This is a genomic window from Vitreoscilla filiformis (assembly GCF_002222655.1).
GTDB lineage: Bacteria > Pseudomonadota > Gammaproteobacteria > Burkholderiales > Burkholderiaceae_C > Ideonella > Ideonella filiformis.
On record NZ_CP022423.1, the window covers coordinates 18,294 to 37,939 of the forward strand.

22 protein-coding genes are annotated in these 19,646 nt (G+C 65.0%); 9 read left to right on the top strand and 13 right to left on the bottom strand.

Annotated elements, in window-relative coordinates:
- The first annotated feature begins 199 nt into the window (after positions 1–199).
- Entirely contained in the window at positions 200–544 is a 345-nt protein-coding gene (locus tag VITFI_RS00110; RefSeq protein ID WP_089415266.1) for a hypothetical protein, read from the top strand.
- Positions 545–549: 5 nt separating this feature from the next.
- Here VITFI_RS00110 and VITFI_RS00115 read toward each other — a convergent pair whose 3' ends face one another.
- The gene (locus VITFI_RS00115; RefSeq protein ID WP_089415267.1) at positions 550–1,449 is read right to left on the bottom strand and encodes a ParB/RepB/Spo0J family partition protein; all 900 of its coding nucleotides are present in this window, start codon (positions 1,447–1,449) and stop codon (positions 550–552) included.
- Positions 1,450–1,477: 28 nt separating this feature from the next.
- A complete protein-coding gene (locus VITFI_RS00120; RefSeq protein WP_089415268.1) occupies positions 1,478–2,068 on the bottom strand; it encodes an RBBP9/YdeN family alpha/beta hydrolase in 591 nt (196 codons plus the stop codon).
- Between the two features lie 79 nt (positions 2,069–2,147).
- Here VITFI_RS00120 and argC point away from each other — a divergent pair, with 79 nt between their 5' ends.
- A complete protein-coding gene (gene argC / locus VITFI_RS00125) occupies positions 2,148–3,089 on the top strand; it encodes an N-acetyl-gamma-glutamyl-phosphate reductase (protein WP_089415269.1) in 942 nt (313 codons plus the stop codon).
- Positions 3,090–3,113: 24 nt separating this feature from the next.
- Here the strand turns inward: argC and VITFI_RS00130 are convergent, their stop codons facing one another.
- The 4 genes from VITFI_RS00130 to mnmG form a co-directional block, all read right to left on the bottom strand.
- Positions 3,114–3,890 carry a ParA family protein gene (locus VITFI_RS00130; protein ID WP_089415270.1) on the bottom strand — a complete coding sequence of 259 codons (777 nt, stop codon included), beginning with the start codon at positions 3,888–3,890 and terminating at the stop codon, positions 3,114–3,116.
- 127 nt (positions 3,891–4,017) lie between these two features.
- The gene (locus VITFI_RS00135; RefSeq protein ID WP_198301539.1) at positions 4,018–4,662 is read right to left on the bottom strand and encodes a LysE family translocator; all 645 of its coding nucleotides are present in this window, start codon (positions 4,660–4,662) and stop codon (positions 4,018–4,020) included.
- 16 nt (positions 4,663–4,678) lie between these two features.
- Positions 4,679–5,356 carry a 16S rRNA (guanine(527)-N(7))-methyltransferase RsmG gene (gene rsmG / locus VITFI_RS00140; RefSeq protein WP_089415271.1) on the bottom strand — a complete coding sequence of 226 codons (678 nt, stop codon included), beginning with the start codon at positions 5,354–5,356 and terminating at the stop codon, positions 4,679–4,681.
- Positions 5,353–7,395, bottom strand: coding sequence for a tRNA uridine-5-carboxymethylaminomethyl(34) synthesis enzyme MnmG (gene mnmG / locus VITFI_RS00145; RefSeq protein WP_089415272.1), 2,043 nt, complete (start codon positions 7,393–7,395; stop codon positions 5,353–5,355). The genes rsmG and mnmG overlap by 4 nt, the downstream gene beginning before the upstream one ends.
- A gap of 156 nt (positions 7,396–7,551) precedes the next feature.
- Between mnmG and VITFI_RS00150 the strand changes: the two genes are divergently transcribed.
- The 5 genes from VITFI_RS00150 (at position 7,552) to VITFI_RS00170 (ending at position 10,478) form a co-directional block, all read left to right on the top strand.
- Positions 7,552–8,454 carry a hypothetical protein gene (locus VITFI_RS00150; RefSeq protein WP_089415273.1) on the top strand — a complete coding sequence of 301 codons (903 nt, stop codon included), beginning with the start codon at positions 7,552–7,554 and terminating at the stop codon, positions 8,452–8,454.
- Positions 8,451–9,170, top strand: a complete 720-nt coding sequence (locus VITFI_RS00155; RefSeq protein WP_089415274.1) for a hypothetical protein — start codon at positions 8,451–8,453, stop codon at positions 9,168–9,170. Before VITFI_RS00150 ends, VITFI_RS00155 begins: the two co-directional genes overlap by 4 nt.
- 28 nt (positions 9,171–9,198) lie before the next feature.
- The gene (locus VITFI_RS00160; protein ID WP_089415275.1) at positions 9,199–9,459 is read left to right on the top strand and encodes a YkgJ family cysteine cluster protein; all 261 of its coding nucleotides are present in this window, start codon (positions 9,199–9,201) and stop codon (positions 9,457–9,459) included.
- A gap of 16 nt (positions 9,460–9,475) precedes the next feature.
- Positions 9,476–10,204 (top strand): Crp/Fnr family transcriptional regulator, encoded by a 729-nt coding sequence (locus VITFI_RS00165; RefSeq protein WP_089415276.1) that lies wholly within the window; start codon positions 9,476–9,478, stop codon positions 10,202–10,204.
- A gap of 76 nt (positions 10,205–10,280) precedes the next feature.
- Positions 10,281–10,478 (top strand): YgaP family membrane protein, encoded by a 198-nt coding sequence (locus VITFI_RS00170; protein ID WP_089415277.1) that lies wholly within the window; start codon positions 10,281–10,283, stop codon positions 10,476–10,478.
- On the opposite strand, the gene VITFI_RS00175 is transcribed toward VITFI_RS00170, so the two are convergent.
- The 4 genes from VITFI_RS00175 to VITFI_RS00190 form a co-directional block, all read right to left on the bottom strand.
- A complete protein-coding gene (locus VITFI_RS00175) occupies positions 10,462–12,639 on the bottom strand; it encodes a peptidase domain-containing ABC transporter (RefSeq protein WP_089415278.1) in 2,178 nt (725 codons plus the stop codon). The genes VITFI_RS00170 and VITFI_RS00175 overlap by 17 nt on opposite strands.
- Before the next feature lies 1 nt (position 12,640).
- Positions 12,641–13,891, bottom strand: a complete 1,251-nt coding sequence (locus VITFI_RS00180) for an HlyD family secretion protein (RefSeq protein WP_089415279.1) — start codon at positions 13,889–13,891, stop codon at positions 12,641–12,643.
- A gap of 55 nt (positions 13,892–13,946) precedes the next feature.
- Complete coding sequence (locus tag VITFI_RS00185; RefSeq protein ID WP_089415280.1) at positions 13,947–14,135, bottom strand: hypothetical protein; 189 nt, start codon at positions 14,133–14,135, stop codon at positions 13,947–13,949.
- Between the two features lie 95 nt (positions 14,136–14,230).
- Positions 14,231–14,959, bottom strand: a complete 729-nt coding sequence (locus VITFI_RS00190; RefSeq protein ID WP_089415281.1) for a helix-turn-helix transcriptional regulator — start codon at positions 14,957–14,959, stop codon at positions 14,231–14,233.
- A 224-nt stretch (positions 14,960–15,183) separates the two neighbouring features.
- Here VITFI_RS00190 and VITFI_RS00195 point away from each other — a divergent pair, with 224 nt between their 5' ends.
- Entirely contained in the window at positions 15,184–15,471 is a 288-nt protein-coding gene (locus tag VITFI_RS00195) for a hypothetical protein (protein ID WP_157725495.1), read from the top strand.
- Positions 15,472–15,478: 7 nt separating this feature from the next.
- Here VITFI_RS00195 and VITFI_RS00200 read toward each other — a convergent pair whose 3' ends face one another.
- The 3 genes from VITFI_RS00200 to VITFI_RS00210 are packed head-to-tail and all read right to left on the bottom strand — an operon-like array spanning position 15,479 to position 18,908.
- On the bottom strand, positions 15,479–16,660 hold the full coding sequence (locus tag VITFI_RS00200) for an ABC transporter permease (protein ID WP_198301540.1): 1,182 nt from the start codon (positions 16,658–16,660) through the stop codon (positions 15,479–15,481).
- Positions 16,657–17,418, bottom strand: coding sequence for an ABC transporter ATP-binding protein (locus VITFI_RS00205; RefSeq protein ID WP_089415283.1), 762 nt, complete (start codon positions 17,416–17,418; stop codon positions 16,657–16,659). The genes VITFI_RS00200 and VITFI_RS00205 overlap by 4 nt, the downstream gene beginning before the upstream one ends.
- Positions 17,415–18,908 (bottom strand): alpha/beta hydrolase, encoded by a 1,494-nt coding sequence (locus tag VITFI_RS00210; protein ID WP_089415284.1) that lies wholly within the window; start codon positions 18,906–18,908, stop codon positions 17,415–17,417. The genes VITFI_RS00205 and VITFI_RS00210 overlap by 4 nt, the downstream gene beginning before the upstream one ends.
- A gap of 125 nt (positions 18,909–19,033) precedes the next feature.
- Here VITFI_RS00210 and gstA point away from each other — a divergent pair, with 125 nt between their 5' ends.
- Complete coding sequence (gene gstA, locus VITFI_RS00215) at positions 19,034–19,642, top strand: glutathione transferase GstA (protein ID WP_089415285.1); 609 nt, start codon at positions 19,034–19,036, stop codon at positions 19,640–19,642.
- Positions 19,643–19,646: the final 4 nt, after the last annotated feature.

The window sequence follows — 19,646 nt, forward strand, 5'->3', positions numbered from 1 at the left end:
TCTCGCGAAAACCATGCCCGACATATTTGCAGGCTAGCAGCCCAGCGCTGGTGCAGCACTGAGGGAATGCGATGTCAGCAATGTCCATAAGGATGTTCCCCATGGGCCAGAGCCTGCACCAGGCTGGTGCCATCATGGGGGTTTGGGCCCACATTGACCCGGCTAGACTTTGGCCATCCCCTTGAGATGGAGGTTTGCCATGCCCTTTTACCGCGTTCTGACCCCGGCGCTCGTCGGGGGCGTGAGCCTCTGGCTGTTGGCAGCGTGCAGCCACGACGCCCCGACCCGCCAACTGACCCCGACAGCCGTCCCGATTGCGCAGCCTGGCCCCACCACGTCAGCCACGACCCCCACGGCCTTGCGCTACCGTTTTGAGGCCGAGCGCACTGCCATGGCCGCCCAATGCCAAGGCCCGAACCATTCACGCCCGGTGGTCACGTTGACCCATCGCCACGGCATGATGGAGTGGTACGAAACCGTGTGCGATGGTGGCCGCATCTTGCGCCTGCGCTGCGATATCGGAGCGTGTAAGGCCCTGCCCTGAGCGGCTCAGCGCTCGGTCACGCCCAACCGGTCGAGCAGGTGGTCAAGCTCATCGAGCGAGCCAAAGCGGATTTGGATTTCACCCTTGCCCTGGCGCAGCACCTTGATGTGAACCGACGCGGTGAGCCGGTCACTGAGCTGCTCCTCCAGACGCGCCACATCCCGGTCTGATGGTGCGGCAGCAGCCCGCCCGGCGGCGGGTGTGGCGGCACCGCGTGGTGCCTCGGTGGGCAGCAAACGGCCCACCAGCTTTTCCGTCTCGCGCACCGACAACTGCCGGCTGACGATCTCATGCCCTGTCTGGATTTGCTGCGCCGCTGGCAGCGGCAGCAGCGCCCGGGCATGGCCCATGTCCAGATCCCCGGCCATCAGCAGTTTTTGCACCGGCTCGGCCAGGTGCAGCAGCCGCAGCAGGTTGCTGGCCGCGCTGCGTGAGCGCCCCACGGACTGCGCCGCTTGCTCGTGCGTCAAGCCAAACTCATCGACCAACCGCTTGAGACCTTGCGCTTCTTCCAGCGGGTTCAGGTCTTCGCGCTGGATGTTTTCGATCAGCGCCATCACCGCCGCCGCTTCGTCCGGCACCGACTTGACCAGCACCGGCACCTCGTCCAGCCCGGCCAACTTGGCGGCCCGGAAGCGCCGCTCCCCGGCGATGATTTCGTAGCCGCCTTGACTCACCGGCCTCACCAAAATCGGCTGCATCACGCCTTGGTTCTGGATGCTTTGGGCCAGCTCGTAGAGTGAGCCCTCGTCCATGCGCGTGCGTGGCTGATACTTGCCGGGCTGAAGTTGGTCGAGCTTGAGCACGCTGGGCTGGCGCGGAGCGATGGCGGTGGCTTCGTCGACCTTGGGGCCGAGCAAGGCTTCCAGGCCCATGCCCAAACCGCGCGTTTTTTTGATTGCCATGGCGTTGTCCTTCGGGTGTCTGGTCGGATCAGGCCTCGTCGTCGTCCAGCACGGGGGCGATGAGGCGGGTCAACAAGGCGCGGCCTTCCGGCCAGTCTCCCAACCCCGATTCATGGTTGAGGTGCCCTAACGGCCCGGCTTCCAAACACACCGCGCCCCAGTCTGCCACCATGGCCGCCGCCCGTTCGGGCGTGCAATAGGGATCGTCCGAACTCGTCACCGCCACCGTCGGGAACGGCAGCGCCTGGCGCACGATGGGCCGCCAGCCGAACAACTGCGGCGGTGCGGCCTCAGCCTCGACATCCGGCGGCGCCACCAGCAGCGCCGCCAACACACGCGCCGTGTGGCGCGAGTGCGCCGCCCACGCGGCCACCAACTGGCAGCCCAGGCTGTGCGCCACCAGCACCACGGGGCGACGGTCTTGCAGGATGACCTCGTCCAGACGCGCCATCCAATCGCCTCGGCGTGGCCACAGCCAGTCGTCTTGCGTCACCCGTTCGTCGCCGTGCAGCGCTTCCCAACGGCTTTGCCAATGGTCGGGGCCGGAGTTCTGCCAGCCGGGCAGCAGCAGGATGCGGGGCCCGGTCACCGGGGCGAAGGTGGGGGATTTCGAGGTCATCGGGCGGTCTCGGGCTTGGCTTATGCTGTGCGGTTTCCCCGATTCTGGCGCAAGCCCTTTTCCTGCGAGGACTCCTCCCATGACGTTCAAAGTGTTTGTCGATGGCCAAGAAGGCACCACCGGCTTGCGCATCCACGAATACCTGGCCCAGCGCGCCGACATCGAAGTGTTGAAAATCGACGCCGACAAGCGCAAGGATCGTGACGAACGCGCCCGCCTGTTGAACGCCGCCGACGTGGCCTTCCTGTGCCTGCCGGACGACGCCTCACGCGAAGCCGCCACACTCGTCACCAACCCCAACACCTGCCTGATCGACGCCAGCACCGCGCACCGCACCGCGCCGGGTTGGACGTTTGGTTTGCCCGAACTGGCCACCGGCCAGCGCGATGCCATCCGCAGCGCCAAGCGCATTGCCAACCCCGGTTGCCACGCCAGCGCTTTCATCCTGGCGGTGCGCCCGCTGGTGCAGGCCGGCTTGCTGGCCGCCGATGCACCGGTGAGCGCCACCTCCATCACCGGCTACTCGGGCGGCGGCAAAAAGATGATCGAGCAGTACCAAGCCGGCGGCAACCCGCTGCTGGACGCACCGCGCCCCTACGCCCTGGGCCTGGCCCACAAACACCTGCCGGAAATGATGGCCCACACCGGCCTGACGAACGCGCCGGTGTTCATGCCCATCGTCGCCAGTTTCTACAAGGGGTTGACGGTGAGCGTGCCGCTGCAACTGTCATCGCTGCGCGCCGGCACCACAGGCGCCACGCTGCACGCGGCGCTGGCGGATTACTACGCAGGGGAACGTTTCATCCGCGTCATGCCGCTGTCCGATCCGGAGACGCTGGCCGACGGTTTCTTCGACGTGCAAGCCTGCAACGACACCAACCGCGTCGATCTGTTCGTGTTTGCCAACGCCACGCAAGCCATCGTCATGGCCCGCCTGGACAACCTGGGCAAGGGCGCCAGCGGTGCTGCGGTGCAAGCCATGAACGTCCACCTGGGCGTGGACGAAGCCCTGGGCCTCTGACGCGCCCCGTGGCCGCAGCGCCGCTCAGGCGCTGTGGATGCCCACCCGCCCGGCCACTTCCCGGGCGAACTCGACAAAGGCCAGCGCGCCTTTGGACGACGGATCGAACACCACGCCCGGCAAGCCATAGCTGGGCGCTTCGGCCAGCCGCACGTTGCGCGGGATGACGGTGTTGAACACCTTGTCCCCGAAATGCATCTTGAGCTGCTCGCTCACCTGGGATTGCAGCGTGATGCGCGCATCGAACATCACCCGCAGCAAGCCGATGAGCTGCAAACCGGGGTTCAAATTCGCGTGAACCTGTTTGATGGTGTTGACCAGATCGGTCAGCCCTTCGAGCGCGAAATACTCACACTGCATCGGCACGATGACGCCGTGGGCACAGCACAAGCCGTTGAGCGTCAACAAACTGAGCGCGGGCGGGCAGTCCACCAACACAAAGTCGTAATCGGCGGTGACCTGGGCCAGCGCCAAGCCCAAACGCTCGTTGCGCTGCGGCAGGTTCACCAGTTCGATCTCGGCCCCGGCCAGTTCCCGGTTGGCGCCCAACACGTCGTAGCCGGCGCGTTCGGCCCGCACCCGTGCGGACGCGATGCCCGTGGCCTCCAACAGCACGTCGTAGACGCTGGTGCCGAGGTTGCGCTTATCGACCCCCGACCCCATGGTGGCATTGCCTTGCGGGTCCAAATCCACCAACAGCACGCGCTGGCCGATTTTGGCCAGGCCGGCGGCCAGGTTGACAGAGGTGGTCGTCTTGCCGACGCCGCCTTTTTGGTTGGCGATGCAAAAAATACGGGACATGGCGAAGGTGGGCAATGCAGCGATCGGTCACACAGAAAGCAGACCGGCCCGAGCAATCACGCCAGATGACTGCCCAGGCCGGGCGGCGATTGTCGCCGTTGTCAGCGCGGCTGTGGGGGCTTGGGGGTCAATCTCGCAGCAGCCGCCAGCCAAAGCCGAGCAAGCACACGCCCGCGCCACGCTCCAGCCAGCGCCCCACGCCGCGATGTTGGCGCAACCGGGTGGTGAGCGCCTGCGCACCGAAAATCAGCACCACACAGTACAGCGCAGTGATGACGGCAATGGTGGCGGCCATCAAGCCATAGGTCAGCAAGCCCGGCGGGTGGCTGGGGTGGATGAACAGCGGAAAAAAGGCCATGTAAAACATGATGGCCTTGGGGTTCAGCAGGGTGATGAGCAGCCCTTGGCGTGCATAGTGGTGCGGCTGGATGCGGATCGGCGGCCCGGCGCCGTCCTGGGCGCGCAGCAGCTTCAGGCCAATCCAGCCAAGGTACACCGCCCCGCCCCAGCGCACGACCTCAAACACCCCCGGATGTGCCGCCAACAACGCCGCCACGCCCGCCACCGCCAGCCACAACAACACCTGATCACCCAGGATGATGCCGGCTGAAGCAGCAGCCGCCGCACGCGGCCCGCCCTGCGCCGTCGAGGTGATGACGGTGAAGGTGCCCGGCCCCGGAATCATCAAGAACACCAGCACGGCGGCGCAAAACGCCGCGTAATCGGTGATGCTGGCCAGGGCGTGGTGGAACACATTGAGCAGGTCGAGCATGGCGTGCCTTTCGGGTTCAAGTGGGTTGCATCCAGACCAGGCAGCGCTCCGCGTCCAGCCCCGGCACGCGCAGCGGCTGCACCTGGGTGATGGTCACGCTGGCCGGCAATTCGGCGCGCTCTTCGGGCGTGAGTTTGGCCTTCATGCCCGCCCAGCGCCCGCCCGGCGCCAACGACTCGTGCGTGAGCGCCGTGAAATCCGCCAGCGAGGCAAACGCCCGCGAGGTGATGAGTTGGTACACCGGCTGGCGGATGGTTTCCACGCGCTGATGCACAGCCGTCAGATTCGGCAGCCCCAGCTCCAACCCGGCTTGACGGATGAAGGTGGCTTTTTTCGCCACCGTGTCCACGCAGGTGATCTGCCACGTCGGGTTGCACAACGCGAGCACCACGCCGGGCAGGCCCGCACCGCTGCCCACATCCAAAATGCGCAGCGGCGCCCCACCCTGCTCGGCTTGCGCGGCCACGTCGGCCAGCGCGGCGCGCAACGGTGGCACCACGGTCAAACAATCCAGCAGATGCTGGGTGAGCATCTCACGCGGGTCGCGCACCGCCGTCAGGTTGTAAACCTTGTTCCAGCGGGACACCAGGTCTTGGTAGGCCAACAACCCGTCCACCGTCGCAGCGGGCAAGGTCAGGCCGAGTTCGGCGATGCCGGACTCTAAGGCCGGGCGCAACGAGGCGGTTGTGTTCATGCGGCGGTTCCTTCGCGTTCGTCGTTGCTGGCGTCGTGGCCGGGGTTGTCTCCGCCAAAGCCTTTGAAGCGCTTTTTCTTCAGATGCACCAACAGCAGCGAAATCGCTGCCGGCGTCACGCCCGAAATGCGCGCCGCTTGGCCCAGCGTCTCCGGTCGATGGCGGCTCAACTTTTGCCGCACTTCAAAACTCAGCGCGGTAACTTGGCCGTAATCCAACTCTGCCGGCAGTTTCAAGTGATCCAACGCCTGGGCGCGGTTCACTTCTTCCACTTGTTTATCGATGTAGCCCGCGTATTTGATGGCAATTTCCACCTGTTCCAGCACCGCCGCCGCCAGCGATTCGCCCAACTCGGCCACGCGGGTTCCACGTGAAACCCCCGCTTCGGGGCGAGCCAGGGCGGCCACTTCGGCCACGGTGTCGTAATGCACGCCCGGGCGGCGCAGCAAATCAGCCAGGCTGTATTCGCGTTCGATGGCCTTGCCCAACAGCCGCTCAGCCTCTTGCGCCGGCAAGATGGCCGGATGCACCCACGTCGTTTTCAGGCGCTCGGTTTCTTGCGCCACGGCGTCGCGCTTGCGGTTGAAGGCATCCCAACGCGCATCGTCCACCAAGCCCAAGGTGCGGCCGAGTTCCGTGAGGCGGGCGTCGGCGTTGTCTTCGCGCAGTTGCAGGCGGAATTCGGCGCGGCTGGTGAACATGCGATACGGCTCGGTCACGCCCTTGGTGATGAGGTCGTCCACCAGCACGCCGAGGTAAGCCTGATCGCGGCGCAGCGTCAGCGGCTCACGGCCCTGGGCTTGCAAGGCGGCGTTGGCGCCAGCGTAGAGCCCCTGCGCCGCCGCCTCTTCGTAACCCGTGGTGCCGTTGATTTGGCCGGCGAAGAACAAGCCGCCGATCTGGCGTGTTTCGAACGTCGTTTTCAGCTCACGCGGGTCAAAGTAGTCGTACTCAATGGCGTAGCCGGGGCGCAGGATGAAAGCGTTTTCCAGCCCCGGCATCGAGCGCACCGCCGCCAACTGGATGTCAAACGGCAGGCTGGTGGAAATGCCGTTCGGGTAAAACTCGTTCGTCGTCAGCCCTTCCGGTTCGAGGAAGATTTGGTGCGAATTTTTGTCGGCAAAGCGGTTGATCTTGTCTTCGATGCTGGGGCAGTAGCGTGGCCCCACGCCTTCGATGATGCCGGTGAACATGGGGCTGCGATCAAACCCGGAACGGATGATCTCGTGCGTGCGCTCGTTGGTGTGGGTGATCCAACACGGCAACTGGCGCGGATGCATGCTGTGGCTGCCAAGAAAGCTGAACACCGGCACGTCGGGGCCACTTTCGGCGGAAGCGCCCCACTCGCCCACGAACCCGACGCCATCGCCCGGCTGTTCGGTGAGCTGGCGGAAGTCGATGCTGCGGCCATCGATGCGCGGCGGCGTGCCGGTTTTGAGGCGCCCTTGCGGCAGCTTCAACTCTTTCAGGCGGGCGGACAGGCGCACGGCGGGCACATCCCCAGCGCGGCCACCGGGGTGGTTTTGCAGGCCGACGTGGATCTTGCCGTCGAGGAACGTGCCTGCCGTCAGCACCACGGTTTTGGCCTGAAAACGGATGCCGACCTGGGTGATGGCACCCACCACCCGCGCATCATCGCCATCGCCTTCCACCATCAAATCTTCCACGGCTTGCTGGAAGATCCACAGGTTCGGCTGGTTTTCCAAGCGGCAGCGGATGGCGGCTTTGTAGAGGATGCGGTCGGCCTGCGCCCGCGTGGCCCGCACCGCCGGCCCTTTGCTGCCGTTCAAGATGCGGAACTGGATGCCGCCTTCGTCGGTCGCCAAGCCCATGGCGCCGCCCAGCGCATCGACCTCCTTCACCAGATGGCCCTTGCCGATGCCGCCGATGGACGGGTTGCAGCTCATCTGCCCCAGGGTTTCGATGTTGTGGCTGAGCAGCAGCGTGGCGCAGCCCATGCGCGCAGCAGCCAGGGCGGCCTCGGTTCCGGCGTGGCCACCGCCGACCACGATGACGTCAAATGACTGGGGGTACAGCATGGAGAGCCGTCCTCGCAAAAAAGAAAAAAAGAGCGCAGGCGACACAGCCCGCCAACCCGCACGAACAGCTTTGCTGAAAAAGAAGGAGGGAATTGTAAAAAGCCCCCCCTGTTCCCGGCTGCCTAAAATCCGGCCCCTCCAATGAGGGGTTTTCTTGTGGCGACCCACGCAGACATCCAAGCCTGCCTCGGCAGCGACGCCGCCCAATACGCGACCAACAAGCATAAAGGGGGCAGCAGTGGCAACAAAGGCACACGCTATGAAGACTTCTTCATCGCCAACAAAGTGGTGGAAGCGGCGGCACAGCTCATCGAACTTCCCATGTCACCGGATCCACACATTCAGGGGCAGCATCTCGGGTTCGTCGATGACCTTCGAATCGCGTGGCCTGCACGAACCCATTACTTCCAACTGAAGAACGCATGCATCGTCACATGGCTGACCGGCGAACACCCGATCGCCACGGACTTTCACTGCCAGAAGGTGCTGTCGGAACATTGTGCAGAACCGGATCCGCACACGTCCTTGGTTGTGTCCACATCAACGCTCGCTGACTCGCTGGCAGCCAACATGCCGGCCCACATCCAAGATCACACAAGCGTGGAGCACTTTCCCTGGCACCCAACCATCAACCGACTTGTGATGGAGCGCCCCGCCCTTCAAGGCCAACTGGCTGAATTGACCCACATCGAACAAGCCACGCTCGACGCCCTCTCCGGAACGTTCGGCGCTGTGCTGATGAGTTGCCTCCAACACCCCGGGGGGGCCACGGTGCGTGAAATCATGGTGCATGCCAGTCGCATGTTCCCCGGCCAATTGCGTCTACTGCCCCCAACAGAGAATTGGGAGAATCACCTTCTGCCTGAATTCAAGCGGTTTCTTGATGCCATACAGGGCCTGAGTTATGGTGCCTCCAGGGGTTTCTTTCACTGGATGGGCTTCGGTACCTCCGGCGTGTTCGGTTCGAGTGTTCTGAGTGAAGCGTTTCAGGAATTCCAACGCAACATCATCCAGACTGAACCCACGACATTCGAAGCATTTGAAGAGGCTCTCCCATGAGCAGAACGTTCACCCTCTTTGCCGAACAAGATCCCGAGGCCAAAGCGCTCGTCGAAGCGCTGCCCCGCCTGAAAGGTCGGGTTGCGAGCTACAGAGAGCACATGCGTCAACTGGGCGCTCACCTGGCCGACTGCGTTCTTGCCCAGTTAGCCCCCATGCCCACCACAGACATCTGCGTCATCTGTACGGTTGAAGATGCGGACTTCCTCGCCCGTGGTTTGATTGAAGCCCTGGAAGCACACTCTCTGGGTGCCAGTATCCGCATGATTTGCCTGTGGAACCAACGCATCCAAAGCGACGGGATCTCCATCGCCCCCGTTGTGCGTGCCTATGAAGAGGCCTATGACCAGCACGATGCCATTTTCATCATCGTCAAGTCCATCATCGCAGGTGCGTGCGTCGTGAAAACCAACCTCACCCGAGCCATCACCGTATCCGATCCGAAACGGATTTTTGTAGCGTCCCCGGTGATGCTGGAGGGTGCAGAGCGCCGATTGGCCAGCGAATTCCCTGAGGCAGTGTCGCGCAAGTTTGAGTTCATCCACTTTGCAACCGATACGGACAAGAGCGACGACGGCGAAGAGGTCATTCCTGGCATTGGCGGATCGGTCTATGAGCTGCTCGGTTTGGGGGATGGCACATCCAAGAACCGCTACATACCTGACATCGTGCGGGAGCGGCGCAGAAAAGCGTTCCCAGACATTCACGCCGCTTGACCCGCTATTTCGCCGCGCTTGTTCTCTCATGGAATGCCGCCCTCACTGCGCCGCCTGCTGTATCGCCCCGTCCATCAGCAGCCCCATCCCCGGGATGCCGCACGGCAAGCCTGCTGGCATGCGCTGCGTTCAACTCGATGACGCCAACCGCTGCCGCCTGTTTGGCCGACCCGAACGCCCAGCCGTATGCAGCTCGCTGCAACCCGCCGCCGACATGTGCGGCGACAGCACTCACGCCGCCATGCGTTGGCTGAGTGCGTTAGAAGTGGCCACAAACCCCGCCCAGTAGTGCCACACTGCGCGCCATGTCCGCCTCCGTCCCGCCTTCCCCTGCTGCCCCAGCATGGGATGACACCCCCGGCGCCGTGCGCGCCCGGCTGCTGACCCACTACCCCGCCGTCCAAGCTCTGCCCCCAGTGCTGCGCGACGCTGTGCTGACGCAGCACGCCCGCCATCTGCGCTTGTCCGCCGGAGTTCGGCTGTTCGAGGAAGGCGCCCCTTGCCAAGGCTTCCCGCTGGTGCTGACCGGTGAAGTGCGCGTGGCACGCGGCTCAGCGGGCGGACGGGCGCTGGAGTTGTACCGCGTCACACCGGGCGAGATGTGCGTGGCCTCCACGTCCTGCCTGTTTGGGCACAGCGTACTGATGGCCCACGGCCTGACCACCGATGTCACCGAGTTGATCGTGCTGTCACCCACCGGTTTTGAAATGTGGGTTGAAGATGCCACTTTCCGCCGCTATGTGTTCAGTATCTTCGCCGATCGTCTGGCCGATTTGATGGGTTTGGCCGAAGCGGTGGCCTTCCAACGCTTGGACCAGCGCCTGGCCGCTGCACTGCTGGGCCATGGCCCGCGCATCACCATCACCCACCAAGCGCTGGCCGACGAGCTCGGCACAGTGCGCGAAATGGTGACGCGCTTGCTCCAGCGTTTCGCCCGCGCTGGCTGGCTGCGCCTCGCCCGTGAGCGCATCGAACTGCTCGATGCGGCGGCATTGCGCACGCTGGCCACCGGTCGCCCACCCGACGCTGCGTGACCCCAGTCACAGACAAGTCCAGCCCCACGCGGCACAGTCGCGGCACGTTCTGCCTTTTGCTTAGAAGGAGTGCCTCATGAAAGCCAACGTCGGCGGCATTGACCGCATCGCCCGCATCGTCTTCGGCCTGGTGCTGATCGCCCTGGCTGCCACGGGCACCATCGGCGCCTGGGGCTGGATCGGCCTGGTGCCATTGGCCACCGGTGCCATCGGCTTTTGCCCGCTGTACCCGCTGATCGGCCTCTCGACCTGCCCGCTCAAGAAGCCGGAGTGACCCGTTCGTCGCGCACCACCCGTCCGGCGCGCAGCTCAATCACCCGGTCGGCGCTGGCGATGGTCTGCGGTCGGTGCGCCACGATGATGCGGGTCAGGCGCAACTGCCGTACCGCCTCGTTCACCTTGGCTTCACCGACCACGTCCAGCGCGCTGGTGGCCTCGTCCAGCAGCAACACCGCCGGGCGTTTGTAGAGCGCCCGCGCCAACAGCACGCGCTGCCGCTGGCCGCCCGACAGCACCGTGCCCATGTCACCCACCAACGTGGCGTAACCCATGGGCATGGCTTCGATGTCGTCATGGATCGCTGCGAGCTGGGCGCATTCATGCACCCGCGCCATGTCCACCTCGGGCGCGAAGAAGGCGATGTTGTCGGCCAACGAGCCCGCGAACAACACATCGTCTTGCAGCACCGTGCCCATGGCCGCACGCCAATGGCGCCGACCTAGCGCTGCCAATGGCCGGCCATCGATCAGCACTTCGCCGCCGGTGGGCAGGTGCATGCCCAACATCAGTTTGAGCAACGTCGTCTTGCCGCAGCCCGACGGGCCGACGATCGCCACCGATTCCCCCGGCTCGATGCGGCAACTCACGCCCGAAAGCACTTCCGGCTCAATGTCGGCGTAACGGAAGGACACCTCACGCAACGTCACCTGCCCGCGCACCACCCCGCCCGCCAAACCCGGAGCCGCCCCCGACGCGGGCGCGCCGGCGCCATCCACGCCCAAGGCTGCCCAAGCGTCGGCGGGGCGCTCTTCGGGTTCGGTCAGCACGATGTCGGCCAAACGCTCGGCCTGCAAACGCAGCAGGCGCAGCTCCCCGGCTTTGTCGATCAGCGCCCCGGTGCGGGTGGCAAATTGCTCTTTGTAGGCCAGGAAGGCGAACAACATCCCGACCGTCATCTGTTGATCCAGCACCGCCAGCGCGCCCAACCAGACCACGCCCACGCGCTCCAATCCGAACAGCACCCGCTGCCCCACCGACAGCCACAACGCCATGCGCCGCACCGCCAACGTGGCGTTCATCGCGTCCACCACCAAGTTCATGAAACGCGATTGGCGCATCGCCTCGGCGTTGAACAGCTTGATGGCCCCGACCCCGCGCAGCGACTCCAAAAAGTGGCTGGACTTGCGCGCCTCATGCACCAAAGCTTCCTCGCTGGCCTCGCGCATGGGCGCCAGCAAGGCCCAGCGCGCCAGCCCGTACAGCCCGACTGCCGTGATCGACACCGCCGCCAGTTTGGGGCTGTAGACCAGCATCAGCACCAACGTCAGGCTGGCCATGAGGCCGTCGATGACGGCTTCGGCAAAGTCGGTGGTGAGTTTGTCTTGAATCTCGTGAACGGCGGAAAAGCGCGACCAAATGTCGCCGGTGTGGCGCCGCTCGAACCACGCCAGGGGCAGGCGCAGCAGATGGGAAAAGACATTGCCCAGCCATTGCCGCTTGAGCGTGAACGACAGGTAGAGCACCGCCCACGAACGCGCCGCCGCCGTCGCCCCCTGGATCAGCACCAACAAACCGAAACCCAAACCGAGGGTGAACAGCAACTCACGTTCACCGGACACCAGCACCGTGTCCACCACCCATTGCAGGAAAAACGGCGACGCCAGGGTGAACAACTCCAACGCCAACGCCAGCCCCAGCACCTGGGCCAAGGCCCGACGCAAGCCACTCACCGGGCCCATCACTTGGCGCAGGCTGAGGTGCTGGCGCAGGTCACGCGGTTGGAAGTCGGCGGTGGGCGTCATCTCCAGCACCACCCCGGTGAAGTGCCGCGACAGCTCGGACAGGTGCATGCGCCGCAACCCCCGCGCCGGATCGTGCAACACCGCCACCCCGCGTTTCACCGACACCAGCACCACGAAATGATTCAAATCCCAGTGCAGCACGCACGGCCAGCTCAACTGCGCCAGGTGTTCGGGCTCGGCGCGCAGCGCACGCGGGGCCAGGCCGATGGCGCTGGCCATGTCGCACACATCGGCTGCCGTGACGCCACGCATGGAAATTTGGAAGCGGGCACGCAGCACCGGCAAATCCAGATGCAGCCCGTGAGCGCTGGCGACCATGGCCAAACACGCCAAACCGCATTCGGCCGCCTCGGTTTGCAGCACGAGCGGCACGCGATGGCGCCGGGCAGGATTCCACGCAGGATCAAGACTCATGTCAACGGCCCATCGGCAGCGATTCAAACGCCCAAGCAAAGAGGGTGCGGCGCTCCAGCAGCACGTCCGCATCGAGCAACATGCCGGTGCGCAGCGGCAGGGTACCGCCAGCGGGGTTGGACATGGTTTGGCGCTCCAACGTCACGGTGACACGGTAAAGCGGCTCACGCGCCGCGTCGGGGCTGGTGGCGACGGGCCAGAGTTCATCGTCCCGCGCTGGGGCTTGGGCTACGCGCTGGATGCGCCCGCGCAGCCAACCGTAACGCTGGTAGGCAAACGCCTGGACGCGCAAGCGCACCTCTTGCCCCGCCCGCAACAATCCGATGGCCCGCGACGGCGCATACAACAACGCCTGCAACTGCGCCCCTTGCGGCGTGAGCCACGCCAGCACGTTGCCTTGGTTCACCGACTGGCCCACACTCACCGGCAGGTGGCTGACCTGCGCCGCCAACGGCGCCAACACCGGCTGTTGACCCAGCCAAGCAGCGTCGGCGCGCAGGGACTGCTCACGCAGCTCATCGCGGGAACGCTCGAATTCACCGACTTGTTGCGCCGTTTGCAGCGGCGCTTGGCGCAGCTCGGCTTCCAGCTCGCGTTGCTCACGCAACAAAGCTTGGCGCTGGCGCTCGATGGCCGCCAGATCGGCACGCAGGCCCAGCACCGTTTCGGCCTGGGCCTGCTCTTGCGCTTCTGACGCGAACTGCTGTTCGCGCAACTGTCGCAGGCGTTCTTGCGCCTGCTGCGCCAGCCCCAAACGCTGTTGGAGCCAACGGGCCTGGGTCTCCCATTGCACCAGCTCTTTGGCGAGAACGGCCAGACGCTCACGCGCCGCCGTTTGCTTCAAGGCCAGCAGGGATGTCGTTTGACGCGCTGCTTCGGCCAAACTGCGCGCCCGGGCTTCGATCGTCTCCTGAACCCCCAACCGAGCACCCGCTCCCGTGCTTGAGGGCACCTCCAGCAAGGTCAGCAGCGGCTGGCCTCGCAAGACCGTTTGGTCTTCCTGCACTGACAGCGCCAACAGGGTGCCATCAGCCGGTGCGGTCACGCGCACTAAACCTTTGTCGGGTAACAGCACACCCGTGAGGGTCACCCTCCGCCCTACTTCGGCATAAAAAAAGAAGGTGCTGGCGGCGACCAGCGTCGCCAGCACCCCGAAGGTCAGCCAGACCAACCCCAGCGGTTGCATCACATGGATGGCACCCAGCCAAGATTGACGGTGGCTGTGGAGGGATTCCTCGCGGAACAGGGTCATCGGCCCTGCTCCGAAACATTCATGCCAGCGGAACCGCGTCCGCTGGACTCAGCCCTCACCAGCCGCGCTTGGGCAACTGAAGCTCGGCGCTGGCACCACCAGAGACTTGGCGCAGTGCCTGCGCGTCCAACTCGCGGGGGGCATTGGCTTGGGAGGTCACTTCCGCTGCCGGAGCTTCGCCGCGCTTGGCGGGCCGGGCGGCAACCAGGGTGCGAAACAGGGACTTCAGGGCAGTGGTCTTCATGGTGGCTCCGTCGAGGTGTTGCGCGATGTGTTTCGCGCATGGCCTCATTGAACCAACCCACCCAGTTTTCAGACACTGTCAACTCTTACAGGGGGTCACTGGATCAGGCCCAGGCGCAGGGCCTTGAGCACCGCCTGGTGCTTGTTGACGGACTCCAGCTTGCGCATCGCGTTTTGCAGATGCAACACCGCCGTGCGCTCGCTGATGCCAAGGATGGCGCCCACTTCCCACGCGGTTTTGCCTTCCATCGTCCACTGCAAGGCCTCCACTTCGCGGGGCGTCAAATTCGGACGATCCAACTGATGGCTGGGCGGCACGAACAGCCGCATGGCGGCGTCTTGGGCGTGGACGGCGAACAACTGCAAGTCGGCCACGATGCGCGTCAGCTCCTGCGAGTTCGTCGGCAGGTTGCTGGAGCGGTCGACCCCCATCAAGAAGTGCCGCCCCTCCGGGAAGTGCATCGCCAGGGCAATGCCGTTGTGATAACCAAAAGCCGCTTGTTCTTCCCACAGCTCCGGTGCGCCATGCTTTACATACGTGCCCTGATTCCAGATGATGGGCAGCGCGCCGCGTTTGCAGTGCTGCATCACCGGGTCACGCCGACACGACGGCTCCAACTGGGCCACCGTTTCGATCATGCGCTCGGGCATGTTGTCCACACTGATGAACTCGGAGCGGCCAGCCGACTGATCCACCACGGTCATGGCGGAAACGTAATCAAACCCGAGGCTGTGAGCAAACCGGATGATCTCGTAACGAAAATCTTCGCGTGACTGAACCTGCACCACCGATTGCAGGCTGTCACTGAGCATGACGGCGCTCATGGCGCTTCTCCCTGTTCAGTTCCCGAATCACAACCACCACTGGCAGGTCTTACAGCTAGCAAACGCATCGTGTCTTCTCCAGACTGCACGCCATGCTGACGAGAACTCCACCCATCCTCATGCATTCCGCACGAAACGTGGCCATGCCACCGCCATGGTCGCTGTATTCGTGGCCAGCGGTATTTTGTCAGGCAAACCCGCAATGTCGCTTGCATTTCATCCACATGAGCACGCGAGTCACGCATCCAGGTTCGGCGCACAACCCGCCTTGTGGGCAAACGATCTGGGCGGAATGCACCCTGGAGCAGGAGGCCGGTGTGGCCTGGGACTGGGTGCAGATCTGCGACGGTGTCATCGCCATGGCCGATCCGATGAGTGTGGTGACCAATCTGCGCCTGGTCGGCGAACGCGGCCAAGTGCTGACGGCCCGCGAGGCCGCGTTGTACCTGAGCCGGCTGGTGCAACAACTGCCTTGGCAAGACGAGGTGCTCAACGCCCTGCACGTGGCTTGAACCCACCTCAGCGCCCCGCCACCCGGTGCAACTGACGCACGGTCATCCACCACCCCAACCCTGTCAGCACCAGACACACCGTCCAACTGTTTAGCACAGGCCACAGCCCCAGCGCATCGCCTTGCAGCACCCGATTCATCAGGGTGGCTTGCCCCAAACCCGGCACCCAGATGTGCCAAGCGGGTTCCCGTCCTCCGCCCAACTGCCCCAGCAAGGGCAACAGCGACACCAGCATCACCAGCAACGAGCACCCCGCCTGCGCCTCCTTCACACTGCGCGCACGGATGGCCAACGCCATGAGCCACGCCGCCAGTGCCGAGGCCAGCGGCACCAGCAACCACAACAACTTGGCAGCCTCCCAAGGGCCGTAGTCGAACCATTCGGCCATGCCTGGGTGGTTCAGCCCCCAACGGCCCAGCAGAAAACCCAGGCAGCTCAACAACGCAATCGCCAGACCGAGCAGTGAGGCCGCCGCCCACTTGCCCAACACCAGCGCCCACGGCGACACCGGACTCATCAGCAGCGGCGCCAGCGAACCGCGCTCGCGCTCGCCGGCGGTGCTGTCCAGCGCGCTGTTCATGGTGCCGTAGAGCACCGCCATCAACACAAAAAACGGCAAACCCATCAGGGGTGATGGGCCACGCTTACCGGCATCCATCAAGGTTCGCATCTCCACTTGCACGGGCCGCACCAAGGACAGGGCCACCCCGCGCAGCGCCAATCGCAGCATGGCTTGCTCTTGGTTGAAGCCTTGCACCAGCGCTTGCACCTGGTTGGCCGCCACCTGGCCGCGTGTGCCGCCGGACGCCCACAGTGTCACGGTGGGTTGTCCGCCTTGGCGCCACACGGGGTCGAAGTCGGCAGGCACACGCAACACCGCGCCTTCGAGTTGGCGCTCGCGCAGTTGCGTTTCCCAGTCCGCCGGCGGGCCTTGGACGCGGTAGCCCTGCCGCGCCGCGTAGTTCACCCACTGCGGCGCGTGCTCAGCCCCCACCACCCACAGCTCACGCGCTTGCACGCGCTGCGCCACATCACGCACCTCCCACGAAATCGCCACCAGCAACAGCGGCGCCAACAACACCGCACTCAGCAGCGTGATGAGCAAGGTGCGGCGGTCGCGCAGCATGTCCACACATTCTTTGCGCAGCACGTGGCCCATGGCCGGCACATCTTGACGCCAACGCTTCATGGCCCGTCTCCCACATGATCGGCCCCAAACGCCAGATGCACGAACGCCGATTCGAAGTCGGTTTGTGCGGTGGCGGCCCGCAAGGCGTTTACCGTTCCCTGGGCCACGGTGCGCCCTTGCGCCACGATCACCACTTGATCGCTGAGCCGCTCGACCTCTTGCATGATGTGGGTGGACAGCACGATGCACTTGCCCGCCTCATCACGCAACCGCCGCAGGATGCGACGCAGCGCCCGGGTGGCCAGCACGTCCAGCCCGTTGGTGGGCTCGTCCAGCACGATGTTGGGCGGATCATGAATCAGCGCCCGCGCCAGCGCGGTTTTCATGCGTTCCCCTTGGCTGAAACCGGCGGTCGGGCGATCCAACACCGCTTCCAGCTCCAGCCATTGCGCCAGTTGTTCGGTGCGCTGGCGGGCTTGCGCCTCGGCCAGCCCATGCAAACGGGCGTGGTACAGGATGTTTTCGCGGGCCGTCAGCCGGGTGTAGAGCCCGCGCTCGTCTGACAACCACCCCAGCCGCGCCCGCACCGCCCGAGGTTCGCGCAGCCCGTCCAAACCATCGATACGGATGCTGCCGTTGTCCGGCGACAGCAGGCCCGCGACCATGCGCAACGTGGTGGTTTTGCCAGCGCCATTGGGGCCGAGCAGCGCCGTGATACATCCGTCCGGCGCACACCAACTGACGTGGCGCACAGCCACCACCGCCGGTTGTCGCCACCCCGCCGCGAACCGGCAGGCCAGGTGTTCGACCTCGATCATCGTGAACCTCCCGACGCGGGTTCCAAGGGCAGCACCGCCAGCGGGCGAGGTCGAGCGCGGGTGCAGCGCGGTGCGCCTTGTTGAACAACCGCTTGCGCGGCCTCGTCATTGGGCGCATCGAGGAAACGGGCCACCAACTCGCCTACGCATCCTTGGCTGAGCTGCCCATGGCCTTGCCCTGGCATCACCAGCGATTGAGCCCGTGTGCCCAGTTGGGTTTGCAGCCGTTGCGCTTGAGACGGTGGCGTCACCGGATCCCACTCCCCCGACATCAACAGCGTCGCCACAGGCACCGGGCCGACGCGGTAAAACGCCTCCGGCACAGGGCCGCGTGGCCAACGGCGGCAGATGTCCCGGTACGGTGCCACCAGCGCTTGGGCCCCCGATGCGGCAGGCGCTTGCCACAACGCCGGGCCATCCTCCGAGCACAGCACCGAGAAGTGCATGCCGCTGGCCAGCCTGCTCTGTGCCTGTCCCAACGCCGCCGCCAGTCCGACCAGGGGCGTGAAACGCCCTGCCGCTGCGGCGTCGATCGCCAAAGGCAAACCCGCCGCCAAAAAAGGGGCGTACAGCGGCGCGTGAACCAGTGCCGCCAGCACCTCGTGCGTCAGGGTGAAGCGCTCAGGCTGACCACTCACGGGATGGGGCACCGTCACCTCACGCGGCAGCCCGGACTGCAACTGGCGCCACTGGCGCCGCAACTGCGGATACTGCCGCGCACACGCCGCATCGGCCTCACAGCCGGCGAACATCCCTTCCAGAGCGCGTTGGCTGGCTTGCGCGGCACTGAGCGGCACATTCACATCCGGCGGCACCACCCCATCCAGCACCACACGGCGCACCCGCTGGGGCTGCTGGCGCAGGAATTCCAACGCCGCCCGGCTGCCATACGACACCCCGATCAGATTCCAGCGCTCCACCCCCAACGCCGCCCGCACCGCATCGACATCGGCCATGGCGATGGACGTGGTGTACTGGCGCACATCCCCGTGCGGCAGGGCCTGCAAACGTGCCAAACAGCGCTGGGCCATCGCGTTGGACGGCGGTTGCAGTTGGGCAGCCAACGTTCGAGGCGTGGGGTCATCCTCCTCGCAGCGCAGGGGGGCGCTGCGCCCCGTGCCACGTTGATCGATGAGCAGCACATCGCGCTGCGCCAGCACGGGTGCCAGCCAGGTGTGGAGCGGCCCCGCCAAATCGATGGCGCTTTGCCCTGGCCCCCCAGCGAAAAATACCACCGGATCGGCAGCGGGCCGACGGCTGCGTGCCGGCAGCATGGCCAGGTGCAGCGTCACCGTGCGCCCTTGGGGTGCGGCGGGGTCCAAAGGCCGCGTCAACACCCCACAGCGTGCGGCGCGCTCCACCCCCGGCAACCAGCATGCCGACCACGCCAGGTCGGCCTGTGCCACTGCCGGCCAGACCCACAGGCTGAACGCCAGCCCGAGCCACACACCGCACCAGCGGCGCGCCCCACCTCGTGTGCTTGTTTGCATGGGCAGATTTTCACTTGCTTGACCATCCTTCAGTCACTTTGAGCCAGGTCTTCAAAACGGCTGGCTTTCGTGTGCCCTGCAAGCTGGCAGCATCGCAAGGGTCAAATCCCAATTTGGAGACTGTCATGAAGCTTTTTTACAGCCCTGGCGCTTGCTCGCTGTCCCCGCACATTGCCCTGCGTGAAGCGGGTTTGCCGTTCGAACTGGTGCTGGCCAGCCCGAAAACCAAACAACTGGCCGACGGCAGCGATTACCGCATCATCAACCCCAAAGGCCAGGTGCCCGCCCTGCTGCTGGACGATGGCCAACTGCTGACCGAAGGCGCTGTCATCGTGCAGTACATCGCCGACCAAGTCGCCCCCAGCGAGCTGCTGCCCGCCGCCGGCACGATGGCGCGCTACCGCGTGCTCGAATGGCTGAACTACATCACCACCGAATTGCACAAGAGTTTCGGCCCGCTGTTCAACCCCACCTTCCCGGTCGAAGGCAAACCGTTTTTCCAAAACGCGCTGCTGCAACGCTTGGCCTGGGTGGACAGCCAACTGGCCAGCCAACCCTACCTCACCGGTGAAGCGTTCACCGTGGCGGATGGTTACTTGTTTGTGGTGACGAATTGGACGAAATTCGTCGGGCTGGACATCTCGAACTTGCCGCACTTGGGCGCGTTCATGGGCCGCGTGGCGGCACGCCCCGCCGTGCAAGCCGCCCTCCAAGCGGAAGGCCTGCTGAAGTAACCCA

What these genes read in the sequence shown, in the direction of transcription:
- VITFI_RS00110 (WP_089415266.1), top strand. Translation starts at nt 200, where the DNA reads ATGCCCTTTTACCGCGTTCTGACCCCGGCGCTCGTCGGGGGCGTGAGC.
- VITFI_RS00115 (WP_089415267.1), bottom strand. Translation starts at nt 1,449, where the DNA reads ATGGCAATCAAAAAAACGCGCGGTTTGGGCATGGGCCTGGAAGCCTTG.
- VITFI_RS00120 (WP_089415268.1), bottom strand. Translation starts at nt 2,068, where the DNA reads ATGACCTCGAAATCCCCCACCTTCGCCCCGGTGACCGGGCCCCGCATC.
- argC (WP_089415269.1), top strand. Translation starts at nt 2,148, where the DNA reads ATGACGTTCAAAGTGTTTGTCGATGGCCAAGAAGGCACCACCGGCTTG.
- VITFI_RS00130 (WP_089415270.1), bottom strand. Translation starts at nt 3,890, where the DNA reads ATGTCCCGTATTTTTTGCATCGCCAACCAAAAAGGCGGCGTCGGCAAG.
- VITFI_RS00135 (WP_198301539.1), bottom strand. Translation starts at nt 4,662, where the DNA reads ATGCTCGACCTGCTCAATGTGTTCCACCACGCCCTGGCCAGCATCACC.
- rsmG (WP_089415271.1), bottom strand. Translation starts at nt 5,356, where the DNA reads ATGAACACAACCGCCTCGTTGCGCCCGGCCTTAGAGTCCGGCATCGCC.
- mnmG (WP_089415272.1), bottom strand. Translation starts at nt 7,395, where the DNA reads ATGCTGTACCCCCAGTCATTTGACGTCATCGTGGTCGGCGGTGGCCAC.
- VITFI_RS00155 (WP_089415274.1), top strand. Translation starts at nt 8,451, where the DNA reads ATGAGCAGAACGTTCACCCTCTTTGCCGAACAAGATCCCGAGGCCAAA.
- VITFI_RS00160 (WP_089415275.1), top strand. Translation starts at nt 9,199, where the DNA reads ATGGAATGCCGCCCTCACTGCGCCGCCTGCTGTATCGCCCCGTCCATC.
- VITFI_RS00165 (WP_089415276.1), top strand. Translation starts at nt 9,476, where the DNA reads ATGTCCGCCTCCGTCCCGCCTTCCCCTGCTGCCCCAGCATGGGATGAC.
- VITFI_RS00170 (WP_089415277.1), top strand. Translation starts at nt 10,281, where the DNA reads ATGAAAGCCAACGTCGGCGGCATTGACCGCATCGCCCGCATCGTCTTC.
- VITFI_RS00175 (WP_089415278.1), bottom strand. Translation starts at nt 12,639, where the DNA reads ATGAGTCTTGATCCTGCGTGGAATCCTGCCCGGCGCCATCGCGTGCCG.
- VITFI_RS00180 (WP_089415279.1), bottom strand. Translation starts at nt 13,891, where the DNA reads ATGACCCTGTTCCGCGAGGAATCCCTCCACAGCCACCGTCAATCTTGG.
- VITFI_RS00185 (WP_089415280.1), bottom strand. Translation starts at nt 14,135, where the DNA reads ATGAAGACCACTGCCCTGAAGTCCCTGTTTCGCACCCTGGTTGCCGCC.
- VITFI_RS00190 (WP_089415281.1), bottom strand. Translation starts at nt 14,959, where the DNA reads ATGAGCGCCGTCATGCTCAGTGACAGCCTGCAATCGGTGGTGCAGGTT.
- VITFI_RS00195 (WP_157725495.1), top strand. Translation starts at nt 15,184, where the DNA reads ATGAGCACGCGAGTCACGCATCCAGGTTCGGCGCACAACCCGCCTTGT.
- VITFI_RS00200 (WP_198301540.1), bottom strand. Translation starts at nt 16,660, where the DNA reads ATGAAGCGTTGGCGTCAAGATGTGCCGGCCATGGGCCACGTGCTGCGC.
- VITFI_RS00205 (WP_089415283.1), bottom strand. Translation starts at nt 17,418, where the DNA reads ATGATCGAGGTCGAACACCTGGCCTGCCGGTTCGCGGCGGGGTGGCGA.
- VITFI_RS00210 (WP_089415284.1), bottom strand. Translation starts at nt 18,908, where the DNA reads ATGCAAACAAGCACACGAGGTGGGGCGCGCCGCTGGTGCGGTGTGTGG.
- gstA (WP_089415285.1), top strand. Translation starts at nt 19,034, where the DNA reads ATGAAGCTTTTTTACAGCCCTGGCGCTTGCTCGCTGTCCCCGCACATT.